This is a genomic window from Streptomyces sp. 891-h (genome assembly GCF_022760275.1).
Classification (GTDB): domain Bacteria; phylum Actinomycetota; class Actinomycetes; order Streptomycetales; family Streptomycetaceae; genus Streptomyces; species Streptomyces spirodelae.
Window position 1 is genome coordinate 848,000 of record NZ_CP050693.1, and the last position, 15,016, is coordinate 863,015.

General features: G+C 70.7%; 13 protein-coding genes. 7 read left to right on the plus strand and 6 right to left on the minus strand.

The genetic code is table 11. The annotated features are described in order from the left end of the window. The first annotated feature begins 50 nt into the window (after positions 1–50). Genes HC362_RS03810 through HC362_RS03825 form a run of 4 tightly spaced genes read left to right on the plus strand, consistent with a single transcriptional unit; the run spans position 51 to position 4,313 of the window. The gene (locus HC362_RS03810; RefSeq protein ID WP_243082348.1) at positions 51–1,454 is read left to right on the plus strand and encodes a sugar ABC transporter substrate-binding protein; all 1,404 of its coding nucleotides are present in this window, start codon (positions 51–53) and stop codon (positions 1,452–1,454) included. Beyond that, positions 1,451–2,428, plus strand: coding sequence for a sugar ABC transporter permease (locus HC362_RS03815; RefSeq protein ID WP_243082349.1), 978 nt, complete (start codon positions 1,451–1,453; stop codon positions 2,426–2,428). The genes HC362_RS03810 and HC362_RS03815 overlap by 4 nt, the downstream gene beginning before the upstream one ends. Continuing rightward, positions 2,425–3,327: a carbohydrate ABC transporter permease gene (locus tag HC362_RS03820; protein WP_209265131.1), complete on the plus strand. Its 903-nt coding sequence runs from the start codon at positions 2,425–2,427 to the stop codon at positions 3,325–3,327. Before HC362_RS03815 ends, HC362_RS03820 begins: the two co-directional genes overlap by 4 nt. Continuing rightward, on the plus strand, positions 3,324–4,313 hold the full coding sequence (locus HC362_RS03825) for a zinc-dependent alcohol dehydrogenase family protein (RefSeq protein WP_243082350.1): 990 nt from the start codon (positions 3,324–3,326) through the stop codon (positions 4,311–4,313). Before HC362_RS03820 ends, HC362_RS03825 begins: the two co-directional genes overlap by 4 nt. 46 nt (positions 4,314–4,359) lie before the next feature. Here HC362_RS03825 and HC362_RS03830 read toward each other — a convergent pair whose 3' ends face one another. Together HC362_RS03830 and HC362_RS03835 are read right to left on the minus strand one after the other, a co-directional pair. Beyond that, positions 4,360–6,402 carry a CocE/NonD family hydrolase gene (locus HC362_RS03830; protein ID WP_243082351.1) on the minus strand — a complete coding sequence of 681 codons (2,043 nt, stop codon included), beginning with the start codon at positions 6,400–6,402 and terminating at the stop codon, positions 4,360–4,362. A gap of 42 nt (positions 6,403–6,444) precedes the next feature. Next, positions 6,445–7,755 (minus strand): ATP-grasp domain-containing protein, encoded by a 1,311-nt coding sequence (locus HC362_RS03835; protein ID WP_243088343.1) that lies wholly within the window; start codon positions 7,753–7,755, stop codon positions 6,445–6,447. A gap of 385 nt (positions 7,756–8,140) precedes the next feature. Between HC362_RS03835 and HC362_RS03840 the strand changes: the two genes are divergently transcribed. Beyond that, positions 8,141–8,374 carry a hypothetical protein gene (locus HC362_RS03840; protein ID WP_243082352.1) on the plus strand — a complete coding sequence of 78 codons (234 nt, stop codon included), beginning with the start codon at positions 8,141–8,143 and terminating at the stop codon, positions 8,372–8,374. A 233-nt stretch (positions 8,375–8,607) separates the two neighbouring features. Here the strand turns inward: HC362_RS03840 and HC362_RS03845 are convergent, their stop codons facing one another. The 3 genes from HC362_RS03845 to HC362_RS03855 form a co-directional block, all read right to left on the minus strand. Further along, positions 8,608–10,317: a hypothetical protein gene (locus HC362_RS03845; RefSeq protein ID WP_243082353.1), complete on the minus strand. Its 1,710-nt coding sequence runs from the start codon at positions 10,315–10,317 to the stop codon at positions 8,608–8,610. Further along, a complete protein-coding gene (locus HC362_RS03850; RefSeq protein ID WP_243082354.1) occupies positions 10,317–10,625 on the minus strand; it encodes a hypothetical protein in 309 nt (102 codons plus the stop codon). Before HC362_RS03850 ends, HC362_RS03845 begins: the two co-directional genes overlap by 1 nt. Before the next feature lie 186 nt (positions 10,626–10,811). Further along, a complete protein-coding gene (locus tag HC362_RS03855; protein WP_243082355.1) occupies positions 10,812–11,660 on the minus strand; it encodes an MOSC N-terminal beta barrel domain-containing protein in 849 nt (282 codons plus the stop codon). A 252-nt stretch (positions 11,661–11,912) separates the two neighbouring features. Here HC362_RS03855 and thiI point away from each other — a divergent pair, with 252 nt between their 5' ends. After that, complete coding sequence (gene thiI / locus HC362_RS03860; protein ID WP_243088344.1) at positions 11,913–13,178, plus strand: tRNA uracil 4-sulfurtransferase ThiI; 1,266 nt, start codon at positions 11,913–11,915, stop codon at positions 13,176–13,178. A 144-nt stretch (positions 13,179–13,322) separates the two neighbouring features. Here the strand turns inward: thiI and HC362_RS03865 are convergent, their stop codons facing one another. Beyond that, a complete protein-coding gene (locus HC362_RS03865; RefSeq protein ID WP_243082356.1) occupies positions 13,323–13,730 on the minus strand; it encodes an ANTAR domain-containing protein in 408 nt (135 codons plus the stop codon). Positions 13,731–13,882: 152 nt separating this feature from the next. Between HC362_RS03865 and HC362_RS03870 the strand changes: the two genes are divergently transcribed. Continuing rightward, positions 13,883–14,938 (plus strand): enoyl-CoA hydratase/isomerase family protein, encoded by a 1,056-nt coding sequence (locus tag HC362_RS03870; protein ID WP_243082357.1) that lies wholly within the window; start codon positions 13,883–13,885, stop codon positions 14,936–14,938. The last annotated feature ends 78 nt before the right edge of the window (positions 14,939–15,016 follow it).

A 15,016-nucleotide genomic window follows, 5' to 3' on the forward strand; every position in this document is an offset into this window, starting at 1 on the left:
GACCGTGCGCCCACATTTGATCGTATTGTCACGATTCGCCAGGAGTTCATATGCGCTGTCAGAGTAGTCCGCAGGGCCGGATACGCAGCCGACCACACCGGACCAGGGCTGTCAGGGCGGCCACGGCGGCCGCCACGGCGGGCGCGCTGTTCGCGCTGTCCGGCTGTGCGGGGGCGGGCGCCATCGGCTCCGGCGGCGACACGATCAACGTCCTGATGGTCAACAACCCGCAGATGCTCGACCTCCAGAAGCTCACCGCGAAGCACTTCACCAAGGAGACCGGCATCAAGGTGAAGTTCACCGTGCTGCCGGAGAACGACGTCCGCGACAAGATCAGCCAGGACTTCGCCAACCAGGCCGGACAGTACGACGTGGCGACGCTCAGCAACTACGAGACGCCGATCTTCGCCAAGAACGACTGGCTGCGCCCCCTGACCCCCTACACCCGCAAGGACAAGCGCTTCGACCAGCAGGACATCCTCCCGCCGGTACGCGAATCGCTCAGCGGCGAGGACGGCCAGGTGTACGCGGAGCCCTTCTACGGCGAGTCCTCCTTCCTGATGTACCGCAAGGACGTCTTCGAGAAGGAGGGCCTCGAGATGCCCGAGAAGCCCACCTGGCCGCAGGTCGCCGAGCTCGCGGCGAAGGTGGACGGGGCCCAGCGCGGTATGAAGGGGATCTGTCTGCGCGGGCTGCCCGGCTGGGGCGAGCTCGTCGCGCCGCTGACGACGGTCGTCAACACCTACGGGGGCACCTGGTTCGACAAGGACTGGAACGCGCGCCTGAACGATCCGGCGTTCCGCAAGGCGACGAAGTTCTACGTCGATCTGGTGCGCAAGCACGGCGAGTCCGGAGCCGCACAGTCCGGCTACGCGGAGTGCCTGAACAACATGACCCAGGGCAAGACCGCGATGTGGTACGACGCGACAGCCGGCGCCGGTTCCCTGGAGAGCGGCAAGTCCAAGGTGAAGGGCAAGATCGGCTACGTCCCCGCGCCCGTCGTCAAGACGAAGAGCTCGGGCTGGCTCTACAGCTGGGCCTGGGGCATCCAGAAGGCGAGCCGCAACCCGGACAAGGCGTGGAAGTTCATCTCCTGGGCCTCGGGCAAGGAGTACGAGAAGCTGGTCGGCGAGAAGTTCGGCTGGGCCAACGTCCCGGCCGGCAAGCGGGCCTCGACCTACGAGCTGCCCGAGTACAAGAAGGCGGCCGGGGCCTTCCACGAGGTCACCCGCGAGGCCATCACCAACGCCAGGCCCCGCGACCCGGGAGTGCAGAAGCGCCCCACGATCGGCATCCAGTTCGTGGACATCCCCGAGTTCTCCGACCTCGGAACCAAGGTCTCGCATGAGATCAGCGCCGCCATCGCGGGCCGCCAGTCGGTGGACACGGCGCTGCGCAAGGCCCAGAAGCTGGCGCAGGAGGTCTCCGACGACTACGAGGGGCGAGGCCGATGAGCACTCCGACCACCACTCCGGCCCCGGGCGCGCACGACGAGCAGCGCCCACCGACCTCCCGTCCGGCCACCGCAGCGCCCAAGGGACCGCCGAGCCGGCTGCGCGGCTGGGTCACCCGCGCGCCGCTGCTGCCCGCACTGGTCTTCATGATCGTCGTCACCCAGCTGCCGTTCGTGGCCACGCTGGTGGTCTCGTTCTTCGACTGGAACGCGCTCTATCCCGAGGCCCGGTCCTTCGGCGGCTTCGAGAACTACAAGGAGGTGCTCAGCGATCCCGAGCTGCGCGACTCGGTGGTGACGACCGCGGTGCTGACCGCCGTCGTCGTCCTGGTCAGCCTCGTCCTGGGGCTGCTGCTGGCGCTGCTGCTCGACCGCAGCTTCCGGGGGCGCGGGGTGGTGCGCACGCTGCTGATCGCGCCGTTCCTGCTGGTGCCGGTGGCCGCGGCGCTGCTGTGGAAGCACGTCCTGTTCAATCCCGAGTACGGCCTGCTCAACGGGGTGCTCAGCTGGCTGTTCGGCGACGACGCGCCGCAGCCGAACTGGGTGTCGGACATGCCGCTGGCCGCCGTCGAGGTGTCGCTGATCTGGCAGTGGACACCGTTCATGATGCTGATCCTGCTCGCCGGGCTGCAGAGCCGTCCCGCCGACGCCATCGAGGCGGCGCGGATCGACGGCGCCGGGGCGTGGCAGATCTTCCGCTATCTGACGCTGCCGCATCTGCGCCGCTATCTCGAACTGGGGGCGCTGCTGGGGTCGATCTACATCGTGCAGAACTTCGACGCCGTCTTCACCATCACCTCCGGCGGACTGGGCACGGCGAACCTGCCCTACACCATCTACCAGACCTTCTACCAAGGCCATGAGTACGGGCTGGCGTCGGCCGCCGGTGTGCTCGTCGTCATCGGCTCCCTGATCATCGCCACCCTCGCGCTGCGGGTGGTCTCGTCCCTCTTCCGCGAGGAGGTCCGCGCATGAGCGCCCTGACCGCAGGCCCACCCGAGGCGGCACCGCCCGCCGCGCCACCGAAGGCTTCGTCGACCGCGCCGAAGAGCGTCCGCCGGAAGAACGCCGCACTGGGCCTGCTGGCCTGGGTGTGCGGGCTGCTGTTCGTCCTGCCGATCCTCTGGATGGTGCTGACCTCGCTGCACTCGGAGTCGGACGCCGCCACCAACCCGCCGTCGCTCGCCGCCCCGCTGACGCTGGACGGCTACCGCGAGTTCTTCAGCGCGGGCAATGGCGCCGGCCCCTGGCCCGCGCTGGCGAACTCGCTGGGTGCTTCGGTCTTCTCCACCCTGTTCGTGCTGGTGCTGGCGCTGCCGGCCGCATACGCGCTGTCCATCCGGCCGGTGCGCAAGTGGCGTGACGTGCTGTTCTTCTTCCTGTCGACGAAGATGCTGCCGGTGGTGGCCGGGCTGCTGCCGATCTATCTGTTCGCGAAGAACACCGATTTCCTCGACAACATCTGGCTGCTGGTCATCCTCTACACGTCGATGAACCTGCCGATCGCCGTGTGGATGATGCAGTCCTTCCTCGCCGAGGTACCGAGTGCGCTGATCGAGGCGGCGCAGATCGACGGGGCACGGCTGCCCACCGTCCTCACCCGGGTCGTGGCACCGGTCGCCGCGCCCGGTATCGCCGCCACCGCGCTGATCTGCTTCATCTTCTCCTGGAACGAGATGCTGTTCGCGCGGGTGCTGACGGGGGTGGTGGCACAGACCGCACCCGTCTTCCTGACCGGCTTCATCACCAGTCAGGGGCTCTTCCTGGCGAAGGTGTGCGCCGCGTCTCTCGTGATCTCCCTGCCGGTGCTCGCCGCGGGGTTCGCCGCCCAGGACAAGCTGGTCCAGGGCCTGTCGCTAGGAGCTGTCAAATGAAGGCCGCACTCGTCGAGTCCGTGGGCAAGGTGTCCCTGACGGAGGTTCCCGACCCGACCCCCGGGCCCCGCGATGTGGTGGTGAAGGTGGCGGCGTGCGGGCTGTGCGGGACCGACCTGCACATCCTCCAGGGCGAGTTCGCGCCCTCGCTGCCGCTGATTCCCGGGCACGAGTTCGCCGGCGAGGTGGTGGCGCTGGGCAGCGAGGTGACCGAGCTGGCCGAGGGCGACCGGGTTGCCGTCGACCCCTCGCTGTACTGCCACGAGTGCCGCTACTGCCGCCGCGGCCACAACAACCTGTGCGACCGGTGGGCCGCGATCGGTGTGTCGCGGTCGGGTGGCGCCGCCGAGTACGCCGTGGCGCCGGTCGCCAACTGTGTCCGGCTGCCCGAGCACGTACGCACCCAGGACGCCGCGCTCATCGAGCCGCTGTCCTGCGCGGTGCGCGGCTACGACGTGCTCAAGAGCCAGCTCGGCTCCCATGTGCTGATCTACGGTTCGGGGACGATGGGGCTGATGATGCTGGAGCTGGCCAAGCGGACCGGCGCGGCCAGTGTGGAGGTGCTCGACCTCAACCCCGACCGGCTGGCCACCGCACGCCACCTGGGGTGCAGCGGCGCGGCCGCGACCGCCGAGGAGTTGGACCGGCCCGAGGGCTGGGACCTGGTGGTCGACGCGACGGGCAACGCGGCCGCCATCCAGGACGGCCTGGGCCGGGTCGCCAAGGCGGGCACCTTCCTCCAGTTCGGCGTCTCCGACTATGCGACCCGCGCCACGATCGAGCCGTACCGGATCTACAACCAGGAGATCACCATCACGGGATCGATGGCCGTGCTGCACAGCTATGAGAGGGCCGCCGAGTTGTTCGCGGGCGGCATTCTCGATCCGGACGTCTTCATCTCGGACCGGATGCCGTTGGCTTCCTACCCGGAGGCGCTCGGCCGCTTTGCGGAGGGGAAGGGCCGCAAGATCGTGGTGGTCCCCTGATGGTGTGAGCTCTTCTGCCGACCCACGCCCCTGACGGGGCGCCCCCTCACAGGCAGTCGCGGGGCACCCTCTCGTTCCACGTACGCGAGAAGACGCGGTTGCCGGCCTCGTAGGCGTCCAGCGTGGCGTGCACGTGGAAGGTGTCCTCGGTGCAGGTCAGCACCGTACGGGTGACGGTCTGCGTCTCCCAGCCGGGGCGGCGGAACGTCATGGTCCACGCGGATTCGCCGGCGACGGAGGTGAAGTCGTCGGCGACCGCCGTGTACCGCTCGTAGGCGCGGCGGCCGACGTCCAGCCCGATGTGGTCCAGGTGCTCCAGCCCCCGGTCCTTCACGATCTCCAGCTCCTGGTGGTAGCCGATCAGATCACGTTTGACGTCCCAGCGCTCCTCCGGCGGTTCGAGCGTGGTGGTGGCCAGCGGCGGCGCGCCCTCGGGTTCGCCGAACAGGTCGTGCGGGGCCTCGCCGTCCTGGTGCGGGGTCCGGACCGGCAGCGTGAGGGTGCTGGAGTTCTCGTGGACGCCCAGCAGCACCGGCTTCGGCGGCGGCCAGGCCAGCGGCCAGTAGGAGGTGGACAGGGAGAGCCGGATGCGGTGGCCGGGCGGGAACGCCTGTGCCACACCGTTGAGCCGCACGGTGGCCCGGTAGCGGCGGCCGGGCTCCAGCAGTTCGGGGTCGTCGGTGCCACCGTGATGAGTGAGGTTGAGCAGGCCGTAGGTGACCCGGGTGGCGCTGCCGTCGGGCGCCACATCGGACAGCCGGGCGGCGACCTGTCCCACCGGCTCGCTGACCGACAGCTCCAGCTCCGCGCTGGGCGAGCCCAGGATCTCCACCCGCTCGGTCAGCGGCTCGGTCTCGAAGACCAGCGAGCCGCCGTCCTCCTCGCGCTGGTCGTAGGGCAGATCGGGCGGCGCGTTGTAGGAGGCCCACTTGCCCGCGAACTGGCCGACAGACAGCGGTGAGCGCACCGTGAGCGCGGAGCCGGGCTCCGGCCGGGACGGGGCCTGTTCCCGCTCTCCGGGTGGGTGGATGCGGTAACGGGAGAGCGGGTGGGTGACCTCGGTGACGTACGGCGAGGGCCACTCGGGCTCGACAACCCACCGGCCGGGCCGCTGTTCGTAGGAGGTGGACGGGGGCACGCTGTCCTGCATCCAGGTGCTGAGCACGGGGCCGTCCATGACGCCGTTGTCGACGCCCTTGAGCCAGTGGTCCCACCAGCGGACGACCTCCTGGAGGTAGCCGATGGCCGGGCCCGGCTCGCCCAGGTGCGGGAACTTGTGCGACCAGGGGCCGATGAGGCCCTTACGGGGCACGTCCAGGTTGGCCAACAGGCGGGTGACGGCGTTGGAGTACCCGTCGGCCCAGCCGCTGGAGGCCAGCACCGGGCAGCGTACGGCCTGGTAGTCCTCGCAGACGGCGGCGTGCCGCCAGTAGTCGTCGCGCCGCTGGTGGCGCAGCCACTCCAGCACCCATGGCTCGCTCTTGCCCAGCCGCTCCTGCCACATCTGCCGCCAGCGGTCCCCCACCACGGCGGGGTCGGGCGGGCAGGTGCTGTAGGCGAACATGGTGCCCGCCTCGGCCAGGTTGTCCGACAGCAGGGCGCCGCCCATGTAGTGCATGTCGTCGGCGTACCGGTCGTCGGTGAACGAGGCGATGACAATGGCCCGCAGGCTCTCCGGACGGCGCGCCGCGACCTGCAGCGCGGCGAAGGCGCCCCAGGAGATGCCCATCATTCCGGTGCTGCCGTCGCACCAGGGCTGCGCGGCGAGCCATTCGAGCACGTCCTCGGCGTCCCGCTGCTCCTGCTCGAGGTACTCGTCGCCGAGCACCCCGTCGGAGTCGCCGGTGCCGCGCAGGTCGACGCGGACGCAACAGTAGCCGTGGCCCGCGAGGTAGGGATGGTGGATGGAGTCCCGTACGGCGGTCAGATCGCGCTGCCGGTAGGGGATGTACTCCAGCACAGCGGGCAGCGGCTCCTCGTCGGAACAGACGGGACGCCAGACGCGGGCCGACAGCCGGGTGCCGTCCGGGAGCGGCACGGTGACGGGTTCTTCCTTGGTCTCGTAGGGCAGGTTGTGCACGGTGCGCATGGACGCGTTCTCCGCTCGACGTTCGTGCTGCTGTACGCGCGGTTACGCGGGCCGGGCAGCCTCTTCGGGCGCCTCCGGTTCCTCGGGCTCCCGGGAGCCGCTGTCGGCCGGTGCCGTGCCGTGCAGGCCCAGGGCCGCGACGGCGCGGTCGTATTTCTCGCGCAGTTCGTTCTCGTCCTCTCCGCCGGTGTAGATGTGCGCGATCTCGTAGCTGTAGCTGTCCTGCTGGGTGAGGTTCCGCAGCCGCTGGCCCTCGGCGGGCACCACGTCGATGCGCACGCCGGGGATCTCCTCCTCCACCCTGGCGATCTCCGCGGCGGAGGGCACCCGGCGGGCCACACCGTCGGTGAACCAGCGGTGGTACCACTTGGCCGCGCACAGATAGGGGCCCGCGCGGTGGGGCAGGGCGGGGTCACGCCCGAAGGCGAGGGCGAGCATGCAGTGGTGGTTGGGGACGCCGTCGACGTAGTCGAACAGCTCGGCGTGTGACTGGGAGTGCCTGGGGTTGATCTCCAGCAGCTTGATCTCGTCCTTCCCCGGGTCGTAGAAGAACTCGATGCTGAAGGTGGCGGCGTCCATCCCGATCTGCCGGATGACGCGTTCCGACGCCGCCGCGAGCCGCTCCTGCACGGGCTCCGGAAGCCTGCTGGGGTACTGGTGCCGCAGGAAGGAGGGCGTGTCGGGGTAGTTGACGGAGTCGAGCACCCCGTAGACGGTGACGGCGCCGCGGTGCACATAGCCCTCCACGGCGACCTGGAGGCCGGTCATCTTCTCCTCGGCGAGGCAGACCATGCCGCCGACCTCGGCGATCTGGGGCGGGAGCTCGATCTGGTCGAGGATGTACGCGAACGGCCTGCCGAGCCGGGCGATGCCCTCCCGGATCTTGCCTACGGCCGTGCGGAACTCCTCCAGATCCGCCACGCCGTAGGCCAGTTCCGAGGAGGAGGCCAGCGCGGGCTTGACCCACATGGGGAAGCTCACCCCCTCGGGAGGCTCCGGGTGCGCGGCCTGAAGGTCCACCCGGCCGAACTTCGGCAACTCGTCGATGACCTTCTGCTGCTCCAGCCTGCTCCAGTACTTGTGCTCGCACTTGACCACCGATTCCAGGCTGGTGCTGCGCGTGCCGTACTCCTCGGCCAGCAGCGGGATCATGGTGCTGACGGGGAAGTCCCAGTAGCCGACGACGGCGTCCACGCTGCCGTCGAAGGAGTCCAGGACGCCCCGCGCCCGGTCCAGCAGTTCGGGGACCGACACCTCGTCGTTCTGCAACTCCCTCGGGTCCAGCAGCGGGTGGAAGCGGTAGTGCGCCGCGTCGGGTACCGCCTCCAGGGTGGTGCGGTTGGCGTCGTCCATTCCCAGGACGAAGACGTTCTTCCTCTCGCCGGAGGCCGTCTCGCGCTCGCTCGCGGCTGCCTTCCTGGTGACGTTGCTGGTGACTCCGTCTGCGGCGTTCTCGGATATGGACACGTGCCCTCCACATCGGTCTTCGGTGGACCCGATCGGTTTCGGTGGTCCCGGGCGGCCGGGCCCGGGGCCGCCGGCGCACTGGCCCGACTCCGGCAGCCCGGGGCGGGTTGCCGCGCGACGGAGCGGAGAAACGTGCCTGTTCGTCGCGGTGGCGGCCCAGGGGCCGAGGCGCCCTGGGCGGAGGACGTGGTGCGTTGCCGATCGCAAGCTTGATCGTTGAGGCCAGTACGCATCCGGAGCATCAGGTTCCGGAATGATGAGAGGAGACCTCTTGCCACGCAGAAGCCTGGCTCTGGCGGCCACCCTGGCACTGAGCAGCGCACTGTTCACGGCCGCGCAGGCCACCGCCGCCTCCACCAGCCACGCGCGGGCCGACAAGCCGCCCTTCCCGTACGCCGACTGCATCAAAGAGGTGAAGAAGCAGCACAAGGCCAGCGACGCGAGGGCCAAGCACCTGTGCGACCAGCTGGTGGAGAAGGGGTGGATCAAACCGCCGAACGCCTGAGCCCGGCACGGACCCGGACCTGGACAACACGGACGCGGACGCGGATACACGTCCGGGGCTCAGCGCTCCCGTCGGACAGCGCACAGCTGTCCGACGGGAGCGCTGTGCGACGCCTGCCTGGCGGACGGCCTGGACCTCGCGGAGCGGAACCGCACGGGCGAGGTGACGCGCCCCGCCCGGCGCAGCGCGTACGTACGGGCCCTGCTGCGGGCTGATGGCGCGGGCTCGGAAGGTCAGTTGACGGGTACGAGGGTGCGCTTGCCGGTTACGGGGTCGGGCGCGCCGAGGTACTGCTGGTCGGTGATCCGGTCGTGCTTTCCCGCCACCGTGCCCTCGAGGCCGATGGGGATGCCCTCGATCGTGAATCGTCCGCCCAGCTTCAGCTCGGAGGCGTTCCCTTTGTAGGAGACAGCGCTGACCTGCCCACGGGTGTGCGCCAGCTTGGAGAAGAGATCTCCGTGGGGATCCGGCGGGTCGGAGGGGACTGCGGGGCGGCTCAGCATCGAGGTCATCGGGGTCTTCAGCCACTTCCGGGCAGCGGTCTGCTCCTCGGGAGCCGCGCCGATCGGGACGTTGACCGTGACCACGTGGGTGCTGTTGCCGCTTTCCCGGTACGAACCGGAGACGCCTCCCCCTTTGCCACCGAGCTTGCCACCGAACGATCCGCCGAGCTTTCCTTCCACGGTCTGGATGAGGCGGACGGTGGTGATGTTGGTGTTCGGGTCGGGGTTGTTCTTGTCCCGGACGACCTGGATCGTGCCGCCGAGTACCTTGCTTCCCTCGATCTGCAGCACTTTTCCCCTGGCGAGCGAGGGCTCCACGGTGAATTCCCTGCTCAACGTCACCGTGGGCCGCAGCGGATCCATGGTGCTGGTGATGGTCGAGAGGTTGCTGCTGAACTTGATCCCGGGGGTGACGCCTCCGATGCCGACCGTCGCGTTCGCCTCGGCGTTCACCGTCTTCATCTTGATCTTCGGCTGACCGATCCGCTCCAGCACCTCCGGGAGCCGCGTCTTGGCCCAGAGCCAGCCGGCCGGGCTCAGATACTGCGCCGTATGCAGCCTGAACGCCTCGGCGAGGTCCTTTTGCAGCCTGTCGGCTTCCGCCTTGCTCTTGAACGACCAGGTGTCGCCGATCTCGAACTTCAGCGCGCCGCCGAGCAACCCGTCGAGCTTGAGCCCCTCCTGGGCGTTGGAGATCATGGTGACGCGGTAGGTACCGTCGTTCATCTGCTCGGTACGCAGGGCGAAGCCCTGGCCGAGCTCGACGAGCCCGATCGACAGTTTGCCGCCGCCCGAGTTCTCGTGGCTGGAGATCTTGTACGGCACCACCTTGAAGTAGGCGAGCTGGGTGGCCCGCCGCAGCACGTCGGCGGGAAGCCCCTTGAGCGTCACGAGCACCTCCGGCTTCAGATACAGATACTGCTCGCGCTCCGCGGGGGTCAGCCCCGCCCACCAGGCGGCGATCGCCTGCTCGCCCGCGTTCGGCTTCGGTACGGCGTTGAGGTTGACCGGGTCGGCGGCCAGCAGGGCGGCCGCGTCCAGCTCGACGGAGGCGGGAGCCGCCTTCCGGACCTGCTCCAGACGATCGCACCGGGTCCGGATGTCGACCGCGGTCCGGCGCAGGAACGGATCGACGGAGCCCGGCAGCGGCCCGCCCGCGAGCGCCTCGCCCTGTGTCCTGGGCCCCGGCAGGTACCCGGTGGGTATGCCGTACACCCTTGAGATCGGAATGCCGCCCGTGGCCACCGGCACCCCGGGGTGGTCCACCAGCGGCTGGAGTTCCGGACTGGTGCTCGCCTCCTGCGGCGCCATCTCCTCGGCCGCCGACTGAAGGATCTGCGACAGTCGGCGGTGCATCGGCACGATGGAGCCCGCCACCGAGTCCAGATGCCCCGCCAGCTCCCGCACCCGCGCCGGGTCGAAGCCCTGGAAGCCGCCCATCAGTCGCCGCTCCCGGCTGGGGCCGCCGCCGCAGCCTCCTTGTCGAGCTGTTCGGCCTCCTGGTCCCAGCGCCGTGCAGTGGCGCGCACCCCGTTCGCCAGATCCTCCAGCGCGTGCTGCCGCTTGCGCAGCTCCCCCGTGACGCGCTCCGCATAAGGGCCCAGCCACACCCCGTCTGCGGTCGCCTTGGCCACCCCCGAGTCGAGCGTGGACCCCAGCGAGCCGGCCATACCGCGGGCCTGCGTGGCCAGCTGCCGCAGCCGCTCCGCCCGTGCTCGCGCCTGCTCCGGTGTCTCCCCCGACCTCATCGCGTTGCCGCTTCCCTTCCCCTCCGGTCCTCGGCGCACGCACCGCACGCCGCAACGGCGGTCATCCGTCCGGGCCGGCACCGCCCGCCCGCCCCGACACGCCTCATTCTGCGCGGAAGGTCGCTGGAAAGCCTTAGCACAGAGCGCCAGGTTCCACTCCGGCGCGCAGGGCGGGCGGCGCCGGTCTCAGCGTGCCGGGGCCTCCGCGGACCAGGCGGCCACCTCCACCTTGTCCCCCACCGAGAGGGTCCCCGGCCGCAGCACCGAGAACTTGGCGCCGAAGGTCACCCCGCCCTCCGGGGAGCGGCGGTAGGCGGCAAGGGTGCGCAGCGGCTCGGGGCCGGCCTTGGCACCTGAGCCCTGATCGACCAAGGTGACAGCGCAGCGGACGGCGAGCTTGGCGAAGCCCAGTTCCGCGTCACCGATCCGCAGCAGGCGCACCCGGTCCTCGGCGTGCGGTTCGTCGTCCCAGCCGTCGACCACCACGTTGGGGCGGAAGCGGGCCATCGGCACGGGTGCGGCACCGCGGACGGCGAGTCGCGCGCCGAGGTGGGCCAGTGTGGCGCGGCTCAGGACGTGGACGGCCGAGCTGTCGGCGAAGCCGGAGGTTCCGGGGGTGAGCCCGTCGGTCGCCCTGCCGTTCTCCGGCGGGACCCGGACCAGCCTGCTGGGGGAACCGAGGACGTCGGAGAGCCAGTCCGCGGCTTCCTGGCCCTGGTCGATGCCGTGCAGCGGCTGCTTCAGCATCTCCACCCGCCGCCGCTCCCCGGTCAGGTCCACCTCGATGTGCAGGGTGTCCCTGCCGGGCGCCCGGAGCGCCAACCGCTCACCGTCCGTGTCCGTTCCGGCTGTCACCTCGGGCCTGATGACCGCGAGTTGGGGGTCACGGCGCTGGGTACGGCCCACGCCGTCAGGTGTGACCACCATGAAGCTCCGGTCGTGCGCGAGCCCGGCGGGCCCCAGGTGCGCGCTGCGGGCCGGGACGGCGGCGCACCCCTTGACGGGGTAGGAGACGAGCTCGACGACCTCGGCCATTGCTGCTCCCTACGGTTCTGTGGTTGTACGCGGGGTTCGTTGGTACGGGGCCCCTGGTGGCACGCCAAGCTTCTCATCGGCCCAGCGACGTGGATCTGTGGTCCCGGTCACCCGCCGCCCGGGCTTCCGGGCGGCGGGCCGTCGGCCGGGAGGAGTGGCGAGGACCGGTCCGAGGTCGCATAGCCTGGTTTCCAGGAGGAGAGTTCCGTGACCGTCTCAGGACCCCGTCCCGCTCCCGAGGGACATCCGCAGATAGAGGCGCACCCGCGCCGGGCCGCGCCGGAGCAGGTGCGCGAGTGCGTCCTGCTCAAGCACGGCGAGGTCTTTCTGCGCGGCCGCAATCGCGCCCGCTTCGAGGAGTTGCTGTACCGCAATCTGCGGGACGCGCTGCGGACACTCCCCGGCCCCGCGTGGGTCGAGAAGGGCCGCAGTGTCACCCTCGTGGGCGGCGAGCCCCCGCTGGACCAACTCGTGGACTGCGTACGCCGTGTGATCGGCTTCAGCCTGGTGCAGCCCGCGGTACGCATTCCCAGCACCGTCGAGGACATCGGCGCTCACGCGGTGCGTGCCCTGCGCCGGGCGCGGGAGGAGCGCGGCGGAAGCGGGGAGATCACCTTCGCCGTACGCCCCAAGCGGCGGGACAAGTCCTTCCCGCTCACCTCCTCCGAACTGGCCGTCACGGTCGGGGAACGGGTGCGGCTGGAGACGGGGGCGCGGGTGAACCTCTCAGCGCCGGACGTCGAGCTGGCGATCGAGGTGGACCGGAACGCCAGTTATCTGTCGTGGAGCCGGCTGCCGGGCCGGGGCGGTCTGCCGGTGGGCTCCAGCGGCCGGGCACTGGCCCTGCTGTCCGGCGGATACGACTCGCCCGTCGCCGCCTACCGGGCCATGCGCCGCGGAATGGCCTGCGACTTCGTCCACTTCACCGGCGCTCCGTACACCGACGCCTCGTCCGTCTACAAGGCGTACGCGCTCGCCCGCGAACTCAACCGCTTCCAGCCGGATCGCGCCTTGTGGGTCGTTCCGCTGGGCAAGGCGCAGAAGCAGCTCGCGATCGCGGGCGCCGGGCGGCTCCAGGTGGTGGCCCAGCGCCGGCTGATGGCCCGGACGGCGAGCGCGCTCGCGCGGCGGCTGGGCGCGGAGGCGCTGGTGACTGGGGACAGCCTGGGCCAGGTCGCCAGCCAGACGGTTGCCAACATGGCGGCGGTCGACGAGGCCGCCTCCGTGCCGCTGCTGCGGCCGCTGCTGGGCTGGGAGAAGCAGGAGATCATCGACGAGGCGCGCGCCCTGGGCACCGCCGATGTCTCGGCGCTGCCCGACGAGGACTGCTGCTCGCTGCTCGCTCCGCGCCAGGTGAGCACCCGGGCCCGGGTGCCCGACCTGGAGCGGGTGGAGCGCCGCCTGGAGGTGGACGAGCTCGTGGACGAACTGCTGGCGGGCGCGTGGTCGCTGGAGCCCGGCGCCGAAGCGGAGACGGACGACACCGATGCGTCGCCGGAGGCCGGCTGCAGGCTGTGAGGGCACCCATGCCCTGCCGGGGTGCGGCGCAGCTGCCGGGCAGCTTCGGCCCCGGCCTCTGCCCCCCCCGGCTTCGGTCCCCGTCTTCGGTCCCCTGCTTCGGCCCCCGGCCTCTGCCGTCGGCCTCGATCCTCCGCCTCCGCTTCAGCCCTCGGTGAGGCCGTTCTCGCGGGCGGCGCGGAGGACGCGCGCGTAGGAGGCCCGGGCCGCCTTGCGCAGCCAGTCGGGCATGGGTCCGCCGTGGGTCGCCTGGGTCAGCAGGACGGAGATCTCCCGGACCTTGGTGTTGGTGTGCTGGGAGATGTCCACGAGAATCCGCCAGGCGGTCTCGGGACTGCAGTGCCAGGAGGCCATCAGCACGCCGCGCGCCTGGTCGATCACCGGGCGCGTCTTCATGGCCTGCCTGAGCTGTGCCACCTCCTCCTGGAGCCGACGTGCCTCGGTGGGCGGGAGCGACTCGTCCACGTCCCGCGGCTCCTCCTTCTGCTCGCCGTACTCGGATTCCGCACCGCCGGTGGCGGTGGCCCGGGGAGGCGCCACAGGGATGTTCATCGCGCCCTCCGAAGACAACTGTTGTCGTACGACATCCTTTCATCTGCCCGGGGCGGTCGACCGGCACACCTGTGAGATAGCAGACACCAGGCCGCCGCAGGCTCCGCGTACGGTGGCGGGAAAGATCATTCGCCCGCGAAGGAGCGCCGCCCGTGTCCCGTACCGAACCGCCCGTCCTGGTCAGCACCGACGGCCGCGTCGGCCGTCTGGTGCTCAACCGGCCGCAGGCGCTCAACGCGCTCAACCGGGAGATGGTCGACCGGCTCTCCGAGGCGCTCGACGCGTGGGAGCGGGACGCGGGCATCGCGGCCGTCGTGCTGAGCGGGGCGGGCGAGCGGGGGCTGTGCGCGGGCGGCGACATCCGCGGTATCCACGAGGACGTCCGACGGGGCGGCGGAGCCGAGTCCGCCCGGTTCTGGGCCGCCGAGTACCGCCTCAACGCCCGTATCGCCCGCTACCCCAAGCCCTATGTCGCGCTGATGGACGGCGTGGTGATGGGCGGCGGCGTCGGGGTCTCGGCGCACGGCGGCGTGCGGGTGGTCACCGAGCGTGCCAAGGTCGCGATGCCGGAGACCGGGATCGGCTTCGTACCCGACGTGGGCGGCACCTGGCTGCTGTCGCGGGCGCCGGGCGAGCTGGGGACGCATCTGGCGCTGACGGCGGGCGCGGTGGGCGCGGCCGACGCCGTGCTGTGCGGGCTGGCCGACCACTTCGTGCCCGCCGACCGGCTCGCGGACTTCGCGGCCGCGCTGGCCGACGCGCCGCCCGCCGCCGCGCTGGCACGGTACGCCGCTCCCCCGCCGGCGGGCGAACTCGCCGGGCACCGGGCCTGGATCGACGACTGCTACAGCGCCGAGACCGTCACCGAGATCCTGCGGCGGCTGCGCGACCACGGCGGGACCGCGGCCAAGGAGGCCGCGGCCGCCATCGAGACCAAGTCGCCGACCTCGCTGAAGGTCACACTGGCCGCGCTGCGGCGGGCGCGCGGCCTCTCCTCGCTGGAGGAGGCGCTGAACCAGGAGTACCGCACCTCCGTGGCCACGCTCTCCTCGCCCGACTTCGCCGAGGGCGTGCGGGCGCAGCTCATCGACAAGGACCGCAGGCCCCACTGGTCGCCCGCCACCTTGGACGCCGTCTCCGAAGCGGAGGTGGCGCGGCACTTCGCCGCTCCCGAGAGCGGAGATCTGGGGCTCGGCGTGCGAACGTGAGCCCTTTCGTGCGTGCTTTTCGCTTGTGCACGCGCTACTTGTGCGTTCCTCACATCTCTTTCGTGACAGAACTGACTA